General features: G+C 68.9%; 18 protein-coding genes. 12 read left to right on the top strand and 6 right to left on the bottom strand.

Going from position 1 to position 21,328, the window contains the following annotated elements:
- Positions 1 to 129 precede the first annotated feature (129 nt).
- Complete coding sequence (locus tag OHA73_RS05465; protein ID WP_267071895.1) at positions 130 to 513, bottom strand: cupin domain-containing protein; 384 nt, start codon at positions 511 to 513, stop codon at positions 130 to 132.
- A gap of 382 nt (positions 514 to 895) precedes the next feature.
- Between OHA73_RS05465 and OHA73_RS05460 the strand changes: the two genes are divergently transcribed.
- From OHA73_RS05460 to OHA73_RS05440, 5 genes are all read left to right on the top strand, one after another.
- The gene (locus tag OHA73_RS05460; RefSeq protein ID WP_327654362.1) at positions 896 to 1,447 is read left to right on the top strand and encodes a nuclear transport factor 2 family protein; all 552 of its coding nucleotides are present in this window, start codon (positions 896 to 898) and stop codon (positions 1,445 to 1,447) included.
- Positions 1,448 to 1,532: 85 nt separating this feature from the next.
- Positions 1,533 to 2,759 (top strand): acyl-CoA dehydrogenase family protein, encoded by a 1,227-nt coding sequence (locus tag OHA73_RS05455; RefSeq protein WP_327654361.1) that lies wholly within the window; start codon positions 1,533 to 1,535, stop codon positions 2,757 to 2,759.
- Positions 2,760 to 2,828: 69 nt separating this feature from the next.
- A complete protein-coding gene (locus OHA73_RS05450; protein ID WP_267071898.1) occupies positions 2,829 to 3,674 on the top strand; it encodes a TetR/AcrR family transcriptional regulator in 846 nt (281 codons plus the stop codon).
- An 80-nt stretch (positions 3,675 to 3,754) separates the two neighbouring features.
- Positions 3,755 to 6,031 (top strand): CocE/NonD family hydrolase, encoded by a 2,277-nt coding sequence (locus tag OHA73_RS05445; RefSeq protein WP_327654360.1) that lies wholly within the window; start codon positions 3,755 to 3,757, stop codon positions 6,029 to 6,031.
- Between the two features lie 290 nt (positions 6,032 to 6,321).
- Positions 6,322 to 7,139 (top strand): IS5 family transposase gene (locus tag OHA73_RS05440; protein ID WP_443063197.1). Its coding sequence is split into 2 segments (ribosomal slippage): positions 6,322 to 6,651 and positions 6,654 to 7,139, totalling 816 coding nucleotides; the frame shifts between segments, so codons are not numbered across the junction.
- Here OHA73_RS05440 and OHA73_RS05435 read toward each other — a convergent pair.
- The 3 genes from OHA73_RS05435 to OHA73_RS05425 all read right to left on the bottom strand — a co-directional run bounded on the left by OHA73_RS05435 (position 7,136) and on the right by OHA73_RS05425 (position 10,720).
- Complete coding sequence (locus OHA73_RS05435) at positions 7,136 to 8,089, bottom strand: MBL fold metallo-hydrolase (protein WP_267071900.1); 954 nt, start codon at positions 8,087 to 8,089, stop codon at positions 7,136 to 7,138. The two genes, OHA73_RS05440 and OHA73_RS05435, sit on opposite strands and share 4 nt — an antisense overlap.
- A gap of 180 nt (positions 8,090 to 8,269) precedes the next feature.
- A complete protein-coding gene (locus OHA73_RS05430) occupies positions 8,270 to 9,553 on the bottom strand; it encodes an MFS transporter (protein ID WP_267071901.1) in 1,284 nt (427 codons plus the stop codon).
- 342 nt (positions 9,554 to 9,895) lie between these two features.
- Positions 9,896 to 10,720, bottom strand: coding sequence for a FadR/GntR family transcriptional regulator (locus OHA73_RS05425; protein WP_267071902.1), 825 nt, complete (start codon positions 10,718 to 10,720; stop codon positions 9,896 to 9,898).
- A 253-nt stretch (positions 10,721 to 10,973) separates the two neighbouring features.
- Here OHA73_RS05425 and OHA73_RS05420 point away from each other — a divergent pair, with 253 nt between their 5' ends.
- The 6 genes from OHA73_RS05420 to OHA73_RS05395 all read left to right on the top strand — a co-directional run bounded on the left by OHA73_RS05420 (position 10,974) and on the right by OHA73_RS05395 (position 17,368).
- Positions 10,974 to 11,816: a fumarylacetoacetate hydrolase family protein gene (locus OHA73_RS05420; protein ID WP_267071903.1), complete on the top strand. Its 843-nt coding sequence runs from the start codon at positions 10,974 to 10,976 to the stop codon at positions 11,814 to 11,816.
- A gap of 29 nt (positions 11,817 to 11,845) precedes the next feature.
- Positions 11,846 to 12,769, top strand: a complete 924-nt coding sequence (locus OHA73_RS05415) for a VOC family protein (protein WP_267071904.1) — start codon at positions 11,846 to 11,848, stop codon at positions 12,767 to 12,769.
- A 4-nt stretch (positions 12,770 to 12,773) separates the two neighbouring features.
- The gene (mhpA, locus tag OHA73_RS05410; RefSeq protein ID WP_327654359.1) at positions 12,774 to 14,426 is read left to right on the top strand and encodes a bifunctional 3-(3-hydroxy-phenyl)propionate/3-hydroxycinnamic acid hydroxylase MhpA; all 1,653 of its coding nucleotides are present in this window, start codon (positions 12,774 to 12,776) and stop codon (positions 14,424 to 14,426) included.
- A gap of 170 nt (positions 14,427 to 14,596) precedes the next feature.
- Positions 14,597 to 15,379 carry a CoA transferase subunit A gene (locus tag OHA73_RS05405; protein ID WP_267071906.1) on the top strand — a complete coding sequence of 261 codons (783 nt, stop codon included), beginning with the start codon at positions 14,597 to 14,599 and terminating at the stop codon, positions 15,377 to 15,379.
- Complete coding sequence (locus tag OHA73_RS05400) at positions 15,379 to 16,029, top strand: CoA transferase subunit B (protein ID WP_267071907.1); 651 nt, start codon at positions 15,379 to 15,381, stop codon at positions 16,027 to 16,029. The genes OHA73_RS05405 and OHA73_RS05400 overlap by 1 nt, the downstream gene beginning before the upstream one ends.
- 223 nt (positions 16,030 to 16,252) lie before the next feature.
- Positions 16,253 to 17,368, top strand: coding sequence for an amidohydrolase family protein (locus OHA73_RS05395; RefSeq protein ID WP_443063033.1), 1,116 nt, complete (start codon positions 16,253 to 16,255; stop codon positions 17,366 to 17,368).
- 170 nt (positions 17,369 to 17,538) lie between these two features.
- On the opposite strand, the gene OHA73_RS05390 is transcribed toward OHA73_RS05395, so the two are convergent.
- Complete coding sequence (locus OHA73_RS05390; RefSeq protein ID WP_327654358.1) at positions 17,539 to 18,759, bottom strand: hypothetical protein; 1,221 nt, start codon at positions 18,757 to 18,759, stop codon at positions 17,539 to 17,541.
- A gap of 74 nt (positions 18,760 to 18,833) precedes the next feature.
- The gene (locus OHA73_RS05385; protein WP_267071909.1) at positions 18,834 to 19,988 is read right to left on the bottom strand and encodes an amidohydrolase; all 1,155 of its coding nucleotides are present in this window, start codon (positions 19,986 to 19,988) and stop codon (positions 18,834 to 18,836) included.
- A gap of 193 nt (positions 19,989 to 20,181) precedes the next feature.
- Here OHA73_RS05385 and OHA73_RS05380 point away from each other — a divergent pair, with 193 nt between their 5' ends.
- Complete coding sequence (locus OHA73_RS05380) at positions 20,182 to 21,162, top strand: Lrp/AsnC family transcriptional regulator (RefSeq protein WP_267071910.1); 981 nt, start codon at positions 20,182 to 20,184, stop codon at positions 21,160 to 21,162.
- The last annotated feature ends 166 nt before the right edge of the window (positions 21,163 to 21,328 follow it).

Raw genomic sequence — 21,328 nt, 5'->3', positions numbered from 1 at the left:
AACTCCTTTGTTGTGCGCAAAGACGTGTGTGTTCATAGGGGAGGGGAGCGGCTGGGCCCAGCGGGGTCGGATGGCGGCCAGGCGCCGAAAGTGGCTCGCGTGGAAGACCATCGGAGAGGCGTCCGGGAGTCACGCTGAGACGGTGTGGGCCCCTGTCGTGTCCGCGTGCCTGGCGGCCGGGTTGGGCCGGATCACGAGCATGCTCGCGGGCAGGTTCGTGCGGTTTTCGACGCTCCGGCGTGTCCCGACGGTGAGCCGAACGGCGTCCAGGGGGTTCAGATCGTGGATGTCGCCCTCGGCGTCGAGAGTCAACGTGCCGGAGAGGACTATGTACAGCGTCTCCGAGGCGACGGGTGACATCTCGGCATGTCCGCCGGGCAGGTAGTGCGACAGGGCTGTCGTCACGGCGCCGTCGTATCCGTCGCCACCGAAGAGGTGAACGGGGCCCACGCCGTGGTGACCGACCGGCTGGAAGGGCTGGGCCTGGGAGATCCGGGTGATGTCGATCGGCACGGTCGCGGCACTCGATTCCGGTAGGGCCGCCGGTCTGGAGCGTTCGGCGGCGGAGACTGTCGACCGACGGACGAGGCTGCTGACAGCAAGCATCGGCGCCGGCCGGGAGAAGCAGGGGTGGCTGTGTGCCGCACCGTAAAAGCCACTCTCCTAAAGTGTCAACATTTAGCTCAGGCTTGATGGGTCGCTGCCTTCGCTCGGCGGCATTTCACTGCCGTCACCTGGGTACGCTCACTCGCATCCGATCCAAAGTGTTGACATATTTTGTGGAAGCTCTCAATGATGGACCGCGTGCCCGTCACTCCCGGCGGACGGTGGCCACTGCGACTCCGCGATCGCGACCGGGAACCCGATCTCGCCGGTCAAATCGAGGGAGAGGTCAATGACTCTTGAAGAACTGACTGCTCGTGCGGAGATTCACGACGCGCTGTTGCGCTACTGCCGAGGTCTCGACCGGGTGGACATGTCCTTGGTGCGCGGCGTCTTTCACGAGGACGCGTGGGTGCAGTTCCCCGAAAGTCTCCACGTCGGTACAGTCGACGGCTTCGTCGACTTCCTGGCGGGTGAGATGCCGCGGTTCGTCCGCACCATGCACGTCCTCGGCAACAGCCTGATCGAGTTCGACGGTCCCGATGTTGCACATGTCGAGACCTACCTGAACGCCGATCACCAGGGCTCGGAGAGGCATCACTGGAAAGGTGACTACGTCAGGCTCTGGGCGCGTTACCTGGACCGGTTCGAGCGACGCGACGGCGTCTGGCTGATCTCTCGCCGCAGGCTTCTGGTCGACTGGATGTACAAGTACCCCGCTGACGGATGGTTCGACGACCACCCCGACGCCTCGGTGGACATGCGGAACGGAACCGACCCGAGTCTCAGCCCGGTAGCCGGTTTCCACGGGACCCCGATGGGGCCGGTGGACTGGCCCAGCTGACCGCTCACCCCGAGCGCCCCGCGGCCGACGTCAAGGCGTCCGCGGCTACACCCGAACGCGAGAGAGGAAGAAGGTGATGGGGTCCATGACGACGAGCAGCCAAACGGACACCGACTGGCCGAAGGCTCAGGAGATCGTCGACCATGTCCTGGAGCTACGGCCCTGGTTGCGCGTGCAGCAGGCCGCGGCCGAGCGGCAACGGCGCATCCCCCAGGAGAGTATCGACCGCCTTGATGCGGCAGGTGTCTTCGGGTTGACGACGCCGAAGCGGTTCGGGGGAGCGGACTTCACGACACGAGAGCTGCATGACATCTTCCGTGCGCTCGGCTCGGGATGCGGGGCGACGGCCTGGATGGTGTGGGCGGCCGCGGGTGGGAACCTGTGGAGCTTCGCCTTCGACGAGGACGCCGTCGCCCCGGTGTACGAGGCCCCCTGGGTCGGCAATCGCACCTTCGCCGTCGGTGGCACCAGCCGGCGTATGGCGGGCACCGCGCGGCAGGTCGACGGCGGCTGGATGATCGAAGGCGCGTGGCCGTTCGCCACCGGAAGCGTCCACGCGTCCCACGGCTACCTCGCCGTCTTCTACGACGAGACGGACGACACGAAGACGGGAATGGCGCTCGTCCCGAAAGGCGCGCTTGTTGCCCGGGACGACTGGGACGCGATGGGAATGGCTGCCACGGGCAGCCAGACCATGGCGACCGACGGCGAACTGTTCGTCCCCGAGGGGCACTTCAGCACCCCGAAACGGCTCACCGAACGGCTCGCCGAGCTCACCGCGCGCGGCGAAGGGCCACGCCGCGGGGGTCTCGCCCGTTCGCTCGTCACAGGTGCGGGCGTGGCGCTCGGGATGGCCGACCACGCGATGGAGGTGTTCCTGGGTGCGGTCGAGAAGCGGAGCATTCCGTACTCCCCGTACGTGAAACAGGTCGATGCGCCCATCGCACACCTGACTGTCGGCCGCGCGCACACCCAAGTCCGGGCGGCGGCCGCAGTGGCCGACGCGGCAGTGGCCCAACTCGACCGTCTGGACGCCGAGGAGACGGACCCGTCCGACAGGGACACTCTTCAACTGCACACCGACGTCGCCTACATATGGGACGCATGCAGTTCGGCCGTCGAGACACTCTTTCGCGCGTCCGGGGCCTCGGCGATCGCCAAACGCCAGCCCCTCCAGCTGATCGCTCGTAACTGTCGCGCGGGCAGCCTGCACGCCGCGCACGGCATCGACACCTGGACCGAGAACATCGGTCGGGCGCTGTGCGGAGTCGAGGCCCACGCCTCGACCGGCGTCCTCGAACGGACTTCGTAGTGGCTGTTCCCGCAATGGCGCACGGCACCCGTCCGTCGTGACATGTGAATGTAGGATACGTTTATAAACATGTCACGCACCAAAAAGTCGGCGGCCGGGCAGGTCGTTCCCCAGGGCGTCATCGAGGCCACCTTGCGGGCCGCGGAAGCACACGGTGTCTCCGCGGCCGAGGTGCCCCTCCGTGACATCGCCCTGGAAGCCGGGATCTCCCACAGCACGCTGGTGCGTCGGATCGGCGGCAGCCGGCACGCGCTGGACGAGGCGCTGCGCGCCGCCGGCGTCGAACCTGGTGGACGCAAGCCGGTCAAGGAACGCGCGATCGAGGCCACCGGCCACCTGATCAGCACGCAGGGACTCGGCACGGTGACATTCGAACGTGTGGCGATCGCCGCCGAGTGTTCCGTACCCAGCCTCTACGCGGCTTTCGGGGGACGCGACGAACTTCTGCGCCTCGTCTTCGAGCGTTACAGCCCCACCGTCGACGTCGAGGCGCTCCTGGCCACGTCGCACGGCGACCTGGCGGACACCGTGCGACGCCTCACTCGTCTCATCGTCGACACACTGGAACGCGAGCCGCGCGTGCTCCAGGCCCTCCTGGCGGAGGTCTTCGCCCGCCCCGGCGACGACAACGTACGAGCGGTTCTCCAGACCCTCACCCCGCGCCTGTTGTCCGGCCTCGGAGCGTGGCTCGCCGCGGAAGCCGCAGCCGGCCGCGTCCGGGATCTGCCGCCCATGCTGCTCACCCAGCTGATGACCGGCCCGATCTTCCATCACTTCCTGCTGCGCCCCGTCACCAGCCAGGTAGCCGCGGCCGACCTGCCCAGCAAGGAAGAGACCATCGAGACGTTCGCGCAGGCCTTTCTCCGAGCCGTGGCCCTGCCGTCGCCGGACGAGGGCGCAGGCCCGCGGGCGTAGCACCTCACCCCCGCCGCACAACTCGGTCCCTGCCGCCACCTGCCTCACGACACAGACACTGCACACCAGGAGGTTCCACCATGCTCCGCACAGGCGTACTCGCGGGCCCCATCAGCGGCATCAAGTACGAGACGCCGAGCTGCTCCGGCCTGACGAACGAGCGCGGCGAATTCCAGTACCGCGAAGGGGAGCGTGTCGCCTTCCTCCTCGGCGAGACCGCGATCGGAACGGTGAAGGCCGCATCGCGCGTGAACCTGGCCCAGACAGTGGCCCGCGTCGACGGAAACCTGCACAAACTCAAGGACCCCGGCGTCACCAACATCGCCCGCCTGGTCCTCACGCTCGACAGCGAGGGGGACCGGGACCACGGCACGCACATACCCCCCGAGGTCCACGACATCATCGCCGACCGACCGCTCGACTTCCGCCGTGACATCGCGTTCGCCGGCCGTGAGGACGACGAGATCCAGGCGTTCACCGAGGACCCCGTCATCGTCACGCTCCTCGACGACTTGAACCGCGCGGACGTCTTCAAGTACCGCACACCGAGGGGTCTCTGCTCTCCCGCCGCCGCCCGCAACGAACTGCGCCGCAACGCGCTGGGCATCCGCCGCTTCCGCGACGTCAAGATCCCCCTCAGCAACGGCTCGTACCTCTACGCCGACGTGTTCCGCCCCGCGGACGACGGCAAATACCCGGTGATCATGGGCTGCGGCGTGTACGGCAAGGCGTTCAACCACCACTCCATCTGCACGGACGCCGACCTCGAAGAGCACGAGCAGATGGAGGACGAGTACTTCCACGGCAATGCCGACGGGCTTCCCTGGGAGAACCACGAGACGGTCAACACCGCCGTGTGGGTACCGAACGGCTACACCGTCATCCGGGTCGACGGCCCCGGCAGCGGCAGGAGCCCCGGCACACTGGCACCCTGGGGGATCGCGACCGCCGAGGCCTACAAGGACGCCATCGAGTGGGCGGGCGAACAGCCCTGGTCCAACGGCAACGTCGGCCTGTGGGGCATGTCCTACCTCGCCGTCACCCAGCACGCGGTGGCCAGCCTCCAGCCCGCCCACCTCAAGGCCATGGTCGCCATCGGCACCGACATCGACCTCTACGAGCAGGTCGCCTACAACGGCGGCATCCTCAACGAGGAGTTCTTCCCACACTGGTACCGGAACGGCCTCGTACCGGCAGTGTGCGGAGAACTCGACGCCGTGGACTTCCTCAAAGCCATGCGGGACAACCCGTTCAAGGATTCCGACCCGGAGGCCATTTTCGGCCCGCGCGCCGAGGTGTTCATGAGTCCGGACATGAGCGAGGTGACGGTGCCGCTCTGGGCCGTCGCGGCGACCACTCACGTGAGCCACCTCCACCAACTCGGCAGCAGCGAGACCTACTTGGGAACCCCGACTCCGCACAAGAAGCTGGACTTCTGGGAGGACTGGCTGGTCAAGTCCTACGCCGAGGAGTCCGTGGCCGACCACATGGCGTTCTTCGACCACTGGCTCAAGGGCATCGACAACGGCATTATGAACAAGCCGCCAGTACGGCTCGAAATCCGCACGGGCAACGGCGCCTCCTACCTCCAAGAGGAAGACGAATGGCCGATCGCACGGACCCAGTACACGAAGTGGTACTTCGACGCCGTCCCCTCCGACTTGCCCGGCGACGGCATACGCGACGACTTCCTGCGCCTCGCGCCGACGCCGCCGAGTGAGGAGGCCCGGGCGAGCTACTCCGCCGAGGTCCGGCTCGCCGACGCGACACTGGGCCCCGAAAGCCTGCGCGGCGACACGGAGTCGACAGCGACCGACCCCCGCACCACAGGCGTCTCCTTCATCAGCGCCCCGGTGACCGAGGACCACGTCCTCGCTGGATACGGCAAGGTCAAACTGTGGGTCTCCGCCGACAGCGAGGACATGGACATCTACGTCTCGCTGCGCGTCATTGACGACAAGAACCGGGAGGTCGACCACTCGGGCCCCACGACGATGGGCCTCAAGACCCGCCACTATCCGCTGGCCAAGGGCTGGCTGAAGGTGTCCCACCGAAAGCTCGACCCGACGCGCAGCACCGAGTACGCGCCCAAGCACACCCACCTCAAGGCCGATCACGCCCCGTTGACCGCGGGTGAGGTCGTCCCGGTGGAGATCGAACTCATCCCGCACACCGCCCTCATCCGTGCCGGCCACCGCATCCGCGTCGACATCCAGCCCTACGACGGCCACGGCCACGGCACCCACCACGCGTATGACTCGAGTTACCACACCGGAGCGACCAACTGTCTCCACACCGGACCGGCGCGCCCCGGTTACGTACAGCTTCCGGTTGTCCCCTGTCGACCTGAGCGCTGACGGGCAACGGATCAAAGGCTCGGTCGCCCTGGTGGTGTGGTCCCACGCCTGCGTCAACTACTGGGTGGGGATTCATGCGTGGGCGCGCACCGGCACGCGCATGAGGTCTGCGCCGACCGTGACGCGCCCGCTGTAGCCCTGCCGTGCGCGGTGCGTCCAGGAGCGGACGTCCACCGGCTTGCCGAAGTCGGCGATGTGGGAAAGGACCAGTTCCGGGACGTCCGCCTTAAAGGCTCTAACAAAAGCTGCTGATCATGAGTGTTTCGGTCTGTCTGTCCGTAGGTCTGGTCATGGGAGAGCGTCAGTCGCGGCCATGGATCGTGTCGGACGAACTGTGGTCGATGATCGAGCCGTTGCTGCCGAAGCCGGGCCCGAAGAAGGTCGAGGGCAGACCACGGGTCCCGGACCGGCAGGCACTGTGCGGGATCCTCTTTGTGCTGCACACCGGCATCCAATGGGAGTACCTGCCGCAGGAGTTGGGCTTCGGCTCGGGCATGACCTGCTGGCGCCGGCTGGCCGCCTGGAACGAGGCGGGGGTGTGGGACGGACTGCACCTGGTGCTGCTGAAGAAGCTACGGTCGGCGGGCAAGCTGGACTGGTCCCGGGCGGTGATCGATTCCTCGCACGTGCGGGCCGCTCGGCGGGGCCCAAAAGCGGGCCGAGCCCGGTCGACCGCGCGCGGCCGGGCAGCAAGCACCACGTGCTCACCGACGGCCAGGGCATCCCGCTCGCCGTATCGCTGACCGGCGGCAACCGCAACGACGTCACTCAACTCCTGCCCCTGCTCGACAAGGTCCCCGCCGTGGCAGGCACGGTCGGACGGCCACGCAAGCGGCCGGACCTGTTGTTCGCTGACCGCGGCTACGACCACGACATCTACCGGCGCCAGGTACGACAGCGCGGCATCCGCCCGGTCATTGCCGAACGCGGTCAGCCGCACGGCACCGGACTGGGCACCTTCCGGTACGTGGTCGAGCGCACCATCGCGTGGCTGCACGGCTTCCGTCGTCTCCGCATCCGCTGGGAGCGGCGTGACGACATCCATGAAGCCTTCCTCGGGCTGGCCGCCTGCCTGATCACTCATCGGCACGTCCAACGCCTTTGTTAGCACCTCTTAGCGGCGAGCGAACCGACGTCGTCCACGAGCGTGTGGGACTCCAGCATGTGTTTCTCCACCTCCGGGCCCAGTCCGGCCGCGGAGGGGTCGCCCAGCGCTTCGTGTACGAGAAGGTCGCAGGAGCGGGCGAGCCTGATGACGTTCTCGCTGTACTTGGTGTCGCCGGAGAAGCTGACCGAACCGTGGTCGGTGTCGAAGCGGAATGCGAAGGATGGGAAGACCGGCCCGTGCGGGACGAGTACGGCGGTCACCTTGACGCGGTCGTCCTCCATGACGGTGAACCGTCGCATCGGCGGCGCGGTCTTACCGCGTGCCGAGGCTCCGACGTCCGGTACGTCGATCTCCCGTACGTCGACGAGGGAGCGAATGTCCCGCATACCGTTGTCCCGCATGAAGACGTTGGTGCTGTAGGCGAAGGCGGCGTGGCAGGCCTCGGTGAGGGCGGCGGTTCCGGGGACGGGGTCGGAGGGGTGGACGGTGTCGACCGGCTTGCCCCCGAAGGGGTCGGGCAGCGCACCTGCTGATCCGGGGCCGTGCACGGTGACCGGCGCTGGGACCATGTCATCACCCGGGGCCGAGGCCGACGGCAGGCCGGCGAGCATGAGGAAGTTGTAGTAGTCGGCGATGTGGTCGGCGTGCAGGTGGGTCAGGAAGATGTTCTTCAGCGATGCGTAGGCGAGTCCGGCGCGCTGGTACTGAGTGACCGCACTGCGGCCGCAGTCCACCAGGTACGTGGTCCCGTCGACGATCAGAGCGGAGGAGATGCCCGCGCGGTCCACCGCCGGTGGGGGACCGGCCTGGGTGCCGAGCAGGATCACCTCCAGCCCGCGGTGCGACGTGCCGTGCTTCGGGAAGGTGGTCGTGTCCGTCGCGGCAGCGGACGGCCCGGCCCACGCTGCCGTGCCGAGCACCGCAGGCCCACCGACGGCCAGAGCGCGCATGAAGTCTCTGCGCCGATGGCCGGAGCCGGATCCGGGCTCCGCTCGCTGAGTAATTGTCTCGTTCTCTGAAGGGTGGCCAGAACAACCGCACATGGAACTGTCCTTGTCAGAAGTGATCTGCGAGGAGGGTGGAATGGGGGCCGTCGGGATGGCCGTGCCGCGCCGGGGTGGTCCGGTCGGTCAGCCGTCCGTCGATGCGGGTCGCAGCGAGGTTGGGCGTCCCGTGTGGGTGTCCTGCGGTCCGCGGAACATCCCGCTGAGCAAGGCGCCGAGGACGGCGGGAGCGGCGAAGGCGTAGAAGCCGGCCTCGGGCGAGTCGACCAGTGCGGTGACGGCGGCCAGGTAACTGGGGCCGACGATGGCGCCGAGCCGTCCGACACCGAGGCTGAATCCGAGTCCGGTGCCGCGCAGTTCCGCCGGGTAGAAGCGAGCGACGGCGATGTTGACGAGGTTCTGCGTGCCCAACGCGCCGAGGCCGGCGAAGGCCGAGGCTAGCAGCAGCACCGGGCGTGGCTGAGGGGCACTCAGGACCGCCATCGCGAGGGCGGCAAGGACGAAACTGGTCACCGTGGCGGTCTTGAGGAAGCCGCGGTCGGCGAGCACGGCGGCGCCGAGCGTGCCGAGGACGGCACCGGCGTTGAAGGCGACGGAGAACTCCAGCGAGGAACTCAGGTCGTAGCCGGCCCTGACCATCAGCGCGGGCAGCCAGGTACCGGCGCCGTAGACGAGGACGAGCCCGCTGAACGTCGCTCCCCAGAACAGCAGCGTGGCTCTGCGGTACGCGGGTGTGAGCAGCCGGGCGGCCCGGTTGCGGGCCTGCCTCGGCGGCCCGGAATCCGCGGTTCTCACGTCGGCCTCCGGTGAGGGCGCCCTGCCCGTCGGCGCCGGAACGAGGCGCCACACCATGGGAACCAGGAGGAGAGGGAACACGCCGAACAGGAACATCGTGTGGAAGTCCCATCCGGGCAGCAGCACCCGGCCGAGGACGCCGGAGACGATGCCCCCGATGGCGACGCCGGACAGGCCCGCGCCGACCTGCACGGATCGCCGGGCAGGAACGGCGGACTCGCTGACGTAGGCGGTGACAAGGGGGATGAGGGCGCCGAGACCGATACCGGTGGCGAACCGGGTCACGGCGAAGAAGCCGAGGTCGCCGGCCGTCGCGCTCAGCAGCATCCAAAGCGACAGCCAGACAAGGCTCGCCGCCATCGGGAGACGCCGGCCGCGCAGATCTCCCGCCCAGCCCGCGGCGATGGACCCGAGGGGCATGCCGAGTGCGGTGAGGCTGCCCAGCAGCCCCAAGGTCGATCCGGTGACGTGCCATTGCGGGTGGTTCAGGAGGGCGGGACCCACGGCTCCGAGGACGAACAGGTCGTATCCCTCGACGCACAGGACGAGGGTCCCGAGCGTGACGGCGGCGGTGGAGCCGCGTCCGGATCCGGGCAGGCCAGGTCTGCCGGTCATGGCGGTCCTTCCAGACGAAGGTGTGGCACGGAAAAGGGAGCGCAAGGGGCGGCGTCACCGGCACGTGTGTGTACAGGACTCGTGGCTGGGGTGAGCGCAAGGAACGTCGTCGAGGAGGCGTCGCTGGGCCGTCGTCGACGAGATGTCGCGGAGCAGTTGGGGGCGCACGTCAAGTCGGCCGGGCCGAAGGTGATGTGCACTCGTGTGCCGCTGCACCGCGGTGATCTGGCAGTGATGCTGGAGGGCCGAGACGGCGGTTGTCAATGCGCCGGACGCGGATGCTTCGGGAGGGAGGCCCTTCGGTGCGGAGTGAGGAGGGATGCGTGAGGACGAATGGACAGGTCAGCGTGGCGTGTTGATCGTGGTGGCCTTCTCGCTGGTCCCTTCTGTCGACTCCTCGGCGGCGAGGGTGGTGTTGTGCTCGTGGATCAGGCGCAGGGCTTCCTCGCGGTCTCGGCGGTCGAGTGCCTCGATGAGGTCGCGGTGCAGGCGGTGTCGGTGGGTGATGTAGTCGCCCAGCGGCTGGTCACTGGCCGGCAGGACGGACAGGGTGTGGGCCTCGATGAGGTCCAGCAGGCTGGCGTAGAGCGAGCCGAGCAGGGCGTTCGGTGTGATGGCGGCGATGCCTGCGTGCAGGGCCCAGTTGGCGTGGACGAAGGCGGTGGCGTCCTCGTCCGCCACGGCCCGCTCCATCGCGGCGATGTGCTCGCGCAGTCCGGCGATGTCGGCGGGGGAGGCGTGCCACAGGGCGTCCTCGATGAGCAGGGGGTCGAGGGCGTCGCGGATGCGGACGGCGTTGGCGACGTCGGTCTCCTGGGCGTCCAGGGCGAGGACGGAGTTGCCGAGCCGGACCATGGGGGTCTGCTCGGCGCTGAAGAGGCCGCCGCCCGGGCCCGGCTTGACGGTGACGAGGCCGCGGGACTGAAGCAGGCGCAGGGCTTCGTTGAAGGTGCCGACCGACACCTCGCACAGGGTCCGCAGTTCCTCCTTGGTGCCAAGGCGGGAGCCGGGGGAGACGGTTTCGATGAGCGCGACGACGCGTTCCGCCGCGCGCTCGGCGCGACCCGCGGCCGTCGGCCGGGCGCGCTGTCCGGGGTCGTTGCCCCGCACGGTCCGGCCGGACCGTTCCTGAGTTGACTGCGCCCCGCGGTTGGCGGTGGTGCTCACGGTGGCTCCTCGCATCGGTGTATTCGTCATGACGATTTTAGCCCGAGACTCTTGACGCTGTGATGGAGTCGAGCGCAATATCAGGGTATTCATCATGCTGAATAGCGGATGGATCGGCAAGGGCGTGTTGTCGCTGGCGCGCCTGCGTCTCGCATCACTCGAACCACCGGCAGGCCCGGCTCGCGCCGTCACTGTGCGAGCGGTGACGGCGCGAAGTCGTCCGCCCCTCATTACCCGTTACAGGAGCCCCATCGTGCGTATCGCCAATCTCTCCGGCCGCCTGGCCCTGCTCGTCGACGGTCGGGCCGTCGACGTCGAGCAGGCGAGCGGTGGCCTCTTCTCCGCCGAGCCGCAGGCCGTGTACGAGCGCTGGGAGGAGTTCCGTTCCTGGGCCGCCGACGCGGAGCTGCCCGCGGGGGAGACGTTCGAGACGTCCGCGCTCGGCTCGCCCGCGCCGGCGCCGCGCCAGTCCCTGGCCATCGGGCTCAACTACAGCGAACACGCGGCCGAGTCGGGCTTCGAGGTGCCGGGCACGCTCCCGCCGGTCTTCACCAAGTTCGTCACCGCAATCTCCGGGCCGGTCACCGAAGTGAAGCTGCCCGAGGGCGGCAACACGGACTGGGAGGTCGAGCTGGTGGCCGTCATCGGGCGTCGTGCCGAAGGTGTGTCGGAGGCGGACGCCTGGAGTCATGTGGCCGGACTCGCCGTGGGTCAGGACATCTCGGAGCGGATCTCGCAACTGGCCGGACCCGCGCCGCAGTTCAGCCTCGGCAAGTCCCACCCCGGGTTCGCGCCGATCGGCCCGTGGCTGGTCACCCCTGATGAGTTCGACGACCCGGACGACCTTGAGCTGTGCTGCTCGATCAACGGCGAGGAGATGCAGAAGGGCCGCACCCGGGAGCTGATCTTCTCCGTGCCCGCCCTGATCGCCCGGCTGTCCGCCACGCTGCCGCTGCTGCCCGGCGACGTCCTGTTCACCGGCACACCCGCGGGCGTCGGCATGGGCCGGGACCCGAAGCGCTTCCTCGCCGCCGGTGACGAACTCGTCAGCTCCATCGAAGGCATCGGCGAGCTGCGGCAGACCTTCCTCGCCTGACCGAACCGGACGGACAAAGGAGTCCCTTCATGGCACTGCACCGTCTGACCTCGATCACCATGGGTGTGCCCCAGGTCGCCGAAACGGCCGCCTACTACGCGGACTTCGGCCTCGCCCCGGACGGCGACGGCTGGTTCGCGACCCGCGACGCCGGCCGCCAACTGCGCATCGTGCACGCCCCGACCCGCCGTCTCGTCGAGGTCCGCATCGGCGCCGACACCCCGGACGACCTGGCGGCCGCCGCCTCCCGGCTGAAGCGGCTCGGCACCGACAGCCGACTGGAAGACACGCGGCTGACCGCCCACGACAAGGCAACCGGGGTCCGGGCCGTCCTGGAAGTGGCTCCCCGACTCGTTCAGGACCCGGTCGCGCCCACCCCGTACAACGGGCCCGGTCGCGTCGAACGCAGTGACTGCAGGGCGCCCGGAGTGCTGCGTGAGACCGCGGTGCGCCCCCGCAAGCTCGGCCATGCGGTGGTCGGCACCACCGATCTCGAGGCCACCACCGCCTTCTTCCGCGACGGACTCGGGTTCAAGGCGTCCGACTACGTCAAGGACCACGGCGCGTTCCTGCGCTGCTCCACGGACCACCACAACATTCTGGTCCTGGCGGCCCCGGTCACCTTCCTGCACCACACGTCCTGGCAGGTCGACGACATCGACGAGGTCGGCCGTGGCGCCACCGCCATGCTGGAGGAGCATCCCGAGCGGCACGTGTGGGGCCTGGGACGGCATCACGCCGGGTCCAACTTCTTCTGGTACCTCAAGGATCCGGCCGGCAACTTCTCCGAGTACTACTCCGACATGGACTGCATCGTCGACGACCAACTGTGGACGCCGGAGATCCTGGAGGGCGCGAAGGGGCTGTTCAACTGGGGCCCGCCGCCCCCGCCCTCGTTCCTCGCCCCCGAAGACCTGGCCGCCATCATGACCGGCACGCACAGTGAGAGGTAGAACCGTGAAAGAGGCGTCTTCCCCCGTGCAGTACGACTCGTCGAGGGTGCACGACGTCGCGATCGTCGGCTTCGGGCCGGTCGGTCAGATGCTGGCGCTGTTGCTGGGCCGGGCAGGCCATGACGTCGTCGCCCTGGAACGCTGGCCCAGCCCGTACGACCTGCCCCGCGCCGTCCACTTCGACCACGAGATCGGCCGGATCTTCCAGGCCGCCGGGGTGGGGGAGGAGGTGCGTGCGGTCACCGCCCCGGTTCCGGACCACTACGAGTGGCGCAACGCGGCCGGCGAACCCCTCGTACGGATCGACTGGTCAGGGGACGGCCCCTCCGGCTGGCCCACTGCCAGCTTCTTCAGCCAGCCCGGTCTTGAGACGGTGCTCGCCGAGGCCGCCGAGAAACAGCCCACGGTCACGGTGCGTCGCGGCTGTGAGGTCATGGATGTGCAAGTCGGCACGGATGGTGTGCAGTTGAGCACCTCTGGCGCTGACGGCACCGGCGCGGTGCGGGCCCGGTACGTGATCGGCGCGGACGGGGCCAACAGCTTCGTCCGTTCCGCGATGGACACCTCCGTCACCGACCTCGGGTTCTTCCACGACTGGCTGATCGTCGACACCCTCCCCCACGAGGAGGAGGTGTGGTCGCCGATGAACTGGCAGCTGTGCGACCCCGAGCGGCCCACCACGATCGTGTCCGGCGGCCCGGGGCGTCGGCGGTGGGAGTTCCTTCGTCTGGCACACGAGAGTGTTGAGGACCTCAACACCGAGGAGACGGCCTGGCGCCTGCTGGAGCCATGGGGACGCACACCAAAGAACACCACCCTTGAACGGCACGTCGTCTACACCTTCCAGGCCCGCTGGGTGGACGCCTGGCGGGAGGGCCGGCTGCTGCTGGCCGGGGACGCGGCCCACCAGATGCCGCCCTTCGCGGGGCAGGGCATGTGTTCCGGGATGCGCGACGCGGCCAACCTGGCGTGGAAACTGGACCTCGTCCTGACCGGCCGGGCCCACGAGGACCTCCTCGACACCTACACGTCCGAGCGCAGCGAACACGTGCAGCACGCCATCGGCATGTCGATGGCGCTGGGCCGGGTCATGTGCGTACTCGACGCCGACGAGGCCGCGGCCCGCGACCGGCGGATGATTGCAACGGGAGCCGACCCGGAACGGGCACTGCCGCCCACCCCTCCGCCGGTGCTGGGCGACGGAGTCCTCCAACGCGCGGCCGACGGCACCCGCGCCGCCGGCGTCGGTCACCTCAGCCCGCAGTACACCCTGATCCACCATGGCCGCACCGCGCTCCTCGACGACCTCACCGGCGGCGGCTTCACCGTCCTCACCGACGGCGACACACCGCTGCGTGCCCTCGACGAGGCGGACCGCGCGTTCCTGACCGACATCGGGGCCCACCTCGTCCCGCTGTACGAGACCGCCGCACCCGAGGACGGCTACACCGACGCCCCTGGCGGCTATCTGCCGCACCTGCGCGAGCACGGGCACGTAGCGGCCGTGATCCGGCCGGACTTCTACCTGTTCGGCGCGGCGACCGACGACACCGAACTGCACGGCCTGGTGGGCCAGTTGCGCGCACTGCTGCGTCGACCCGCCGTCGACCGTGACGCTGCGGCCTCCGGCAGGCTGATCGTCGCCGGAGAGCAGTAGACGCTCCGCCACCGCAAGAGCGCGCCGACCGCGGCGCCGGTCCCGCACGGGCCGACGCGCCGCCGTGCCGGGGCCTTTGTGCCGCGGCACCGTCCGGTGTCCGGGCCGCGTCACCGCTGTCGCGCGGCCCGGATGCCCACGGCGGCAACTTCCCAGAACCGAAGGAACCCATGGACAAGACAGTCAGCTCGGCGGCCGCCGCCGTGGACGACATCGGCGACGCCGCTTCCCTGGCCGTCGGCGGGTTCGGCCTCTGCGGCATCCCCAGCACCCTCATCGCCGCCCTGTACGCGCAGGGCGCGAGCGGCCTGCGCGTGGTGTCCAACAACTGCGGCACCGACGACCACGGCCTCGGCATCCTCCTCGGAGCCCGCCGCATCGCCCGGGTCACCGGCTCCTATGTGGGTGAGAACAAGGAGTTCGCCCGCCAGTACCTGTCGGGCGAACTCGAGGTCGAACTCGTGCCGCAGGGCACCCTCGCCGAACGGCTGCGGGCCGGGGGCTCCGGCATCCCCGCCTTCTACACCCCTGCCGGAGTCGGTACCCCGCTCGCCGACGGTGGCATCCCCTGGCGCCACCGCGCCGACGGCAGTGTCGCCGTCGCCTCCCCGGCCAAGGAGACCCGGCGCTTCGGCGACCGGGACTTCCTCCTGGAGGAAGCCATCACCTGCGACTACGCCCTGGTACGAGCGGCCAGAGGGGACCGGCACGGCAACCTCGTCTTCGACGCCTCCGCCCGCAACTTCAACCCACAGGCGGCCATGGCCGGGCGGGTGACGATCGCCGAGGTGGAGGAGCTCGTCGAACCGGGAGAGCTGGGCCCCGACGAGATCCACCTGCCCGGCGTCTACGTCCAGCGCGTCGTGGCCCTGACGCCGCGGCAGGCGGCCGACAAGCAGATCGAGAAGCGGACGGTCTCCACCCCGGGGACCCGAGGAACGGTGACACGCTGATGGCCTGGGACAGGAACGAGATCGCCGCCCGCGCGGCGGCCGAACTCAACGACGGCGACTACGTCAACCTCGGCATCGGCCTGCCCACCCTCGTCCCCGGGTTCGTCCCCGAAGGCGTGCACGTGGTGCTCCAGTCGGAGAACGGCATCCTGGGTACCGGCCCCTACCCGGACGAGGACCACGTCGATCCCGACCTCATCAACGCCGGCAAGGAGACCGTGACCGTCCTGCCGGGAGCGTCGTTCTTCGACTCCGCCGACTCCTTCGGAATGATCCGCGGCGGACACATCGACACCGCGATCCTCGGAGGCATGCAGGTGTCCGCCGAGGGCGACCTCGCCAACTGGATGATCCCGGGAAAGATGATCAAGGGCATGGGTGGGGCCATGGACCTCGTCAACGGCGCCCGCCGGGTCATCGTCACCATGGAACACACCGCCCGGGACGGCAGCCCGAAAATCGTCTCCACATGCACCCTGCCGCTGACCGGCCGCCGATGCGTCGACCGGATCATCACCGACCTCGCCGTGCTCGACATCACCGACCGCGGTCCGGTCCTTGTGGAGACGGCGCCCGGAGTGTCGACTGGCCAGGTCCTCGCAGCCACCGCAGCACCGGTGCACATCCGTGAGTCGACTCCGGCGCGGTAGGCACTTCGCCCCGCCGGGCCGGTCGAACCCAACCGACGCCTGTGTTCCCGCCCATTCCCGCCCCGACCGCGCCCTGTGCCGAGGCTGCCCTGCCTCGTGGTCGGGGCGGTCCGCATGCCCGCCGCTCACCCGGTCGGACACAACGGCCGCGCGTCCACCTCCGCCCGCAGCGACAGTCGAACCACTGACCGCCACGTCCACCTCACGCACCAGGGAGTATCCGGTGACCGACGCACCTCTCGACCCTGCCCCGATGCCTCGCGAGGCTGCCAGGACGGCGCTGACCCACGTCCGCGTCTTCGACGGCCAACGGATCACCGAGCCCCGCACGGTGGTCATCGACGGCGATGTCATCAGCGCGGACACCACAACGGCCGGCAGCCGGGTCGTCGACGGGGACGGCATGGTCCTGATTCCCGGGCTCATCGACGCCCATGTCCATCTGCACGGTAGTGACACCCTGAAGCAACTGTGCGCCTGGGGTGTCACCACCGCGCTGGACATGGCCACATGGCCGCCGCAGCTGCTCGCCTCGCTGCGCCACTCACAAGGATTGACCGACATTCGCAGCGCGGGCACACCCGCCATCGGCCCCGGCGGACCGCACGCCAGGATTCCCGGCATGTCCGCCGACGCCATCGTGCGCAGCCCCCAGCAGGCGGGCGAGTTCGTGGCGGCGCAGGTGTCGGCGGGCTCCGACTACATCAAGATCGTGGCGGAGTCACCGGGCGACGGAGGACCCGACCAGGAGACAGTGAACGCGTTGGTGGCCTCCGCCCGCACACACGGAAAGAGCACAGTGGTGCACGCGGCCACGGTCGGCGCCTACACGATGGCCCTTCAGGCCGGAGCCGACGTCGTCACCCACATTCCCCTCGACGGGCCATTGGACAGGGCCGACATCGAGCGTATGGCGGGCGGCGGCCAGGTGTGTGTTCCGACTCTGACCATGATGGAAGGCACGGCGGCGGCCCGCGGGGTGGCGGCCGCCTACCGAACCGCCCGCCAGAACGTGTCCGCACTGCACCAGGCTGGCGTACCGGTGCTGGCCGGTACCGACGCCAACACGCAGCCCGGAGTGCCCTACCAGGTCTCACACGGCCAGAGCCTGCACCACGAATTGGAACTGCTGGTGGACGCCGGCCTGACCACAACCGCGGCCCTCCGAGCCGCGACCACCGCGCCCGCCCATCACTTCGCGCTGCACGACCGCGGCGCCGTCACGCCAGGCCTGCGGGCCGATCTCGTCCTCATCGACGGCGACCCGCTGACCGACATCCGTGCCACTCGCGCCATCAGCCGCACTTGGTGCGCGGGCACCGAGCACGCCCCGGCCTGATCCGCACGCGACGAGACGGGGACAGCATCGCCCTCGGCGTCCACCTGGGCGATGCCCGTTCCGCTCCCCTGCTCGAGGGTTGAACCGCCGCCGCAGACCTGTCTTCGTCCACCCACATCACCGTCACACCTCGAGAAGCTGTCTTCGAAGGGGTGTCTGACGGGGACGTGTCACAGTGTCTTGACCAGGAGGCCGGCGATGAGGACCGAGCCGGTGCTGACCGTGGTGAACCCTCCGATGAGCATCGGGGCCAGGAGGTCGTCGACAATCGCCTGGCGCTCGATCTCGTTGCGGCCAACGCTGTTGCTCACCTCCTGGGTGGTGAGATAGTCCAGCGGGAAACCGAGCAGGGCGGTCATCGCGACGGCCATGCCCTTGACCGGTGCCCAGCCGATGATCCGGGCCGCCACGTACCCGCCGAGCGCCAGGCCCGCCACCCCCGTCACCACGATCGTGGCAACGAGGGGCAGCACCCCGGCAAGTTGCGCCAGAGAAAGGGAAGTTGCACTCGCCAGCACCACGGCGAGGAGACCGACCATGGCGATGGTGAAACTGTTCGCCTTCTCCAACGCCTTGATCGGATACACGCCCAGCCAACTGCCGAGAAGGCCGATGCCCAGTCCCCACACCGCGTAGTTGACACCGGTGAGGTCCTCAAGACCGGTTGCGCACGCCCCTCCCACGAAAACAAGGAAGAGCAGGACGGTGTGGTTCTCGGCGAATCGCGCGGGAATGCGCAGTCGGGGCTGCGCCCGCTGGAGTGGAGCGGTCCGGGGACCCTCCTCCAGCGTGTCGGACGCGCCGTCGTTCGCAACGCCGGTACCAGCGAGGACGGACGCCTTTTGTGGCGCAGCGGCACGGACCGCAATGGTCGCGGCGTGCCGTCGCAGCAGGTTGGTCACCAGTGGCAGCCCCACGATCTGCTGGAGGACGAACACGAGCAACGGCACCGCCACCAGTGAGTCGAGGCCCGCCTGTCGCAGCGCCTTGTCCGTGACGAGGTACGCGACGAGCCCACCGTCGATGGGACCCGCTCCCGCGACGGCGGCGGCATACCCGAATACAGGGGTGACGACGGCCGTCACCACGGCCGCGGCACCCGCCATCCCGCACACGGCGACCAGCACGGCCCGGTACTGCTGCCGCATGATCCGAAGCGGGATCATCGTGCCCAGATGCACCATGAGCGCCGGGGCCAGCAGATTGCCGGTGGTCTTCCACGTGGAGGAGTCCACGATGTCACGGGGGAAGACGCCGAGCTGTACCAGTGCGAACAGTGCAAGGAACGAGACCAGGAAACCCGGTACCCGAGCCCTGGTCAGTGCAGAGGCCACCTCGCCGGCCGCCAGGACGGCGAGGACGAGAGCGGCGGCCATCATCGGATACATCATCCGATTCCCTTCTTCAGGTGTGTGCTTGCCGCGTGTGGGGCTTCACCGGACAGTGGGTGGGGCGGAACCGGTCCTCAACGCGTGGGCTGCATCAGCCGCGTTCGTCGCGCGTCGTCGAGAGCGAGATCGACGCAGCTCCAGGCCATCGCGACAGAGCTCTGCAGCAGGGCGGCCTCCGCCGAGGCAGACCTGCACGCCGCCGTGAATCCCTTCTGGTGATTGACGGCGCCCGCGGTCTCGATGCCGACACTCGCGTGCAGTGCCGGGATCACTTGGGAGACGTTGGCCATGTCGGACGACGCTCGGGGACTTGGTTCCTTGGGGAAGCGTCGTCCCAGCGCCTCGGCATTGCGCTGGTAGGCGCTGGTCAGGAGGTCGTTATTGCGGAACTCCGCGTACGAGGGACAGGGCTGACCGATGGCAACAGCGGCTCCGGTGGCTGTCGCGCCCGCCTCGAAGCACGCTTCGACGCGCGGACGAAGTTCGGCGAGCCCGTCGAGTGTCTCGGAGCGCAGGATGTACGTCGCGGTGGTCCGGCCGGGCACGATGTTGGGTGCGTCCCCGCCATGGGTGACGATGCCGTGGATCCGGTCCCCGTCCGGGATGTGCTGGCGCAGCACGCCTATGCCGACCTGCGCGACCGTCTGGGCGTCGGCGGCGTTGATGCCCAGTTGCGGCCAGTTCGCGGACTGCGCGGACCGGCCCGTGTACTCGATCTCAAGGCGGGCATTGGCCATCATCCGTGCGTCCGCCCGCTCCGTGGGCGCGGGCACGGGGTGGACCATCATCGCCGCATGGGTGCCGTCGAAGACACCGTTCTCGAGCATGATGACCTTGCCGCCCCCGCTCTCCTCGGCGGGGGTGCCGAACACCTTCACCGTGACCCCGAGCTCGTCGGCGAGCGGGGCGAGGGCGAGCGCGGTCGCCACACCGGCGGCGGCGATGAGATTGTGCCCGCACGCATGCCCCACGTCGGGCAGCGCGTCGTACTCGCAACAGATGCCGAGAACGAGAGGGCCGCTCCCGGCAGTGGCCAAGAGGGCGGTCGGCAGGCCTGCCACTTCGCGCCGCACCTCGAAGCCGCCGCGTTCGAGTTCGTCGGCGACCCATCCACTTGCCTTGTACTCGGAGAACCCCAGCTCCGGGTTGGCATGGATGCGCCGGCTCAGATCGACAAGCCTCGCGGACTCGCGGTCGATCGTCCTGGCTGCCTGCGTCTTGGCTCCCACGCGTACCTCACTCGTTGTCTCGGGGCGCACCTGTTCCAGCCCACGACGTGGGCTTTCTGATACAGCCAGAACGATGCCGACAAGCGAGAGAGTTCGACAGAACTGGCGCAGCAATCGGAAGAATCCGCCAGATACTTGACGGATTCTTCGACAGCCATGGTCTGTCGGCTCTCCGTCGGCATACCGTCGCCAGGTGATCGAGAACCGCCGCCCCCTGACTCCTCTGGACCGTCGGATCGTGGGAGCGCTTCAGGTGAATGGCAGGGCCTCGTGGCGCCGTATTGCCACGGTGCTCGGCGAGCCCGAGCGGACGGTCGCCCGACGCGGCACCATCCTTCTCAGCTCCGGAACAGTGTCCGTGGTCGCCACCGCCGCACGAGGGGAGGCCGTCGTCCTGCGTATGCGCTGTGCCCCCGGCGCGTCGCGTCTCGTCGGGGCCGTCCTGGCAAGCCGGGCCGACTGCACCAGTTGCTACCTGCTCAGCGGCACCGTTCACTGCCACGCCGAGATCTTCACTCCACGCAGCCGGCTCGCGTCCCTGACGCTCGACGAAGTGAATGCCGTCCGTGGGCTGCTGGAAGTGGACGCACACATGGTGACCCAGTACTACCGCGGCGCCCACCAGTGGCGCCCGAACCTGATCACGACAGCGGAGGCGGATGAGCTTGCGGCCGCCACGCCAGCCTCCGCGCCCTCCACGGGAGCTGCCGACCTCCCCACGCTCAGCCGCGAGGACCGCATCATCCGCGACGCATTGGCCGCGGACGGGAGGACGGCCAACGAAGCCCTCGCGCGACTGGCCGGAGTGTCCGAACCCACCGCGCAACGCCGTGTCCGAAACCTCCTCGCCAGCACGCGAGTCAACGTACGAGCGGTCGTGGACCCCGCCCTGATCGGGCTCCCGGTCTGCGCGATGCTGTGGATCCAGGCCCGCCCCCAGCACGTCGACGACATCGGACATGCCCTTGCTGCCTCGCCGCACGTGCGCTACGCCGCGGCGACCACCGGCGAGTTCCAGCTCGTCGCCGACCTTGCGGTTCCGGACATGCCCACTCTGCACCACACGCTGACACGCTCGGAATGGGCGCAAACAGCCATCACGGTCCAGTCGGCGTTGATCGTCGAGGCCCCCAAGCGCAGCGGCGTCGTTGGCTCTGTTGGTGACACTGTCTGACAGGGGGCGTGGCATGGCTCGTCGGCGCCGACCCCGGCAGGGAGACGGCCTATCTCCCGTCGCCCGTACCGGAGTTGTGATGGCGCGTCCTGACCCTAGGCGCGCCCATCGATGTTCGGTACCGTGCGGAACTGTTTCTTCCTGAGAGATTCCTGTGTGCAGAGAG

The organism is Streptomyces sp. NBC_00483 (assembly GCF_036013745.1).
Taxonomy (GTDB): Bacteria; Actinomycetota; Actinomycetes; order Streptomycetales; family Streptomycetaceae; genus Streptomyces.
The sequence above is the reverse complement of the archived record's forward strand: the minus strand, read 5'-3'. Positions and strand labels throughout refer to the sequence as shown.

What these genes read in the sequence shown, in the direction of transcription:
- OHA73_RS05460 (WP_327654362.1), top strand. Translation starts at nt 896, where the DNA reads ATGACTCTTGAAGAACTGACTGCTCGTGCGGAGATTCACGACGCGCTG.
- OHA73_RS05455 (WP_327654361.1), top strand. Translation starts at nt 1,533, where the DNA reads ATGACGACGAGCAGCCAAACGGACACCGACTGGCCGAAGGCTCAGGAG.
- OHA73_RS05450 (WP_267071898.1), top strand. Translation starts at nt 2,829, where the DNA reads ATGTCACGCACCAAAAAGTCGGCGGCCGGGCAGGTCGTTCCCCAGGGC.
- OHA73_RS05445 (WP_327654360.1), top strand. Translation starts at nt 3,755, where the DNA reads ATGCTCCGCACAGGCGTACTCGCGGGCCCCATCAGCGGCATCAAGTAC.
- OHA73_RS05435 (WP_267071900.1), bottom strand. Translation starts at nt 8,089, where the DNA reads ATGCGCGCTCTGGCCGTCGGTGGGCCTGCGGTGCTCGGCACGGCAGCG.
- OHA73_RS05430 (WP_267071901.1), bottom strand. Translation starts at nt 9,553, where the DNA reads ATGACCGGCAGACCTGGCCTGCCCGGATCCGGACGCGGCTCCACCGCC.
- OHA73_RS05415 (WP_267071904.1), top strand. Translation starts at nt 11,846, where the DNA reads ATGGCACTGCACCGTCTGACCTCGATCACCATGGGTGTGCCCCAGGTC.
- OHA73_RS05405 (WP_267071906.1), top strand. Translation starts at nt 14,597, where the DNA reads ATGGACAAGACAGTCAGCTCGGCGGCCGCCGCCGTGGACGACATCGGC.
- OHA73_RS05400 (WP_267071907.1), top strand. Translation starts at nt 15,379, where the DNA reads ATGGCCTGGGACAGGAACGAGATCGCCGCCCGCGCGGCGGCCGAACTC.
- OHA73_RS05390 (WP_327654358.1), bottom strand. Translation starts at nt 18,759, where the DNA reads ATGATGTATCCGATGATGGCCGCCGCTCTCGTCCTCGCCGTCCTGGCG.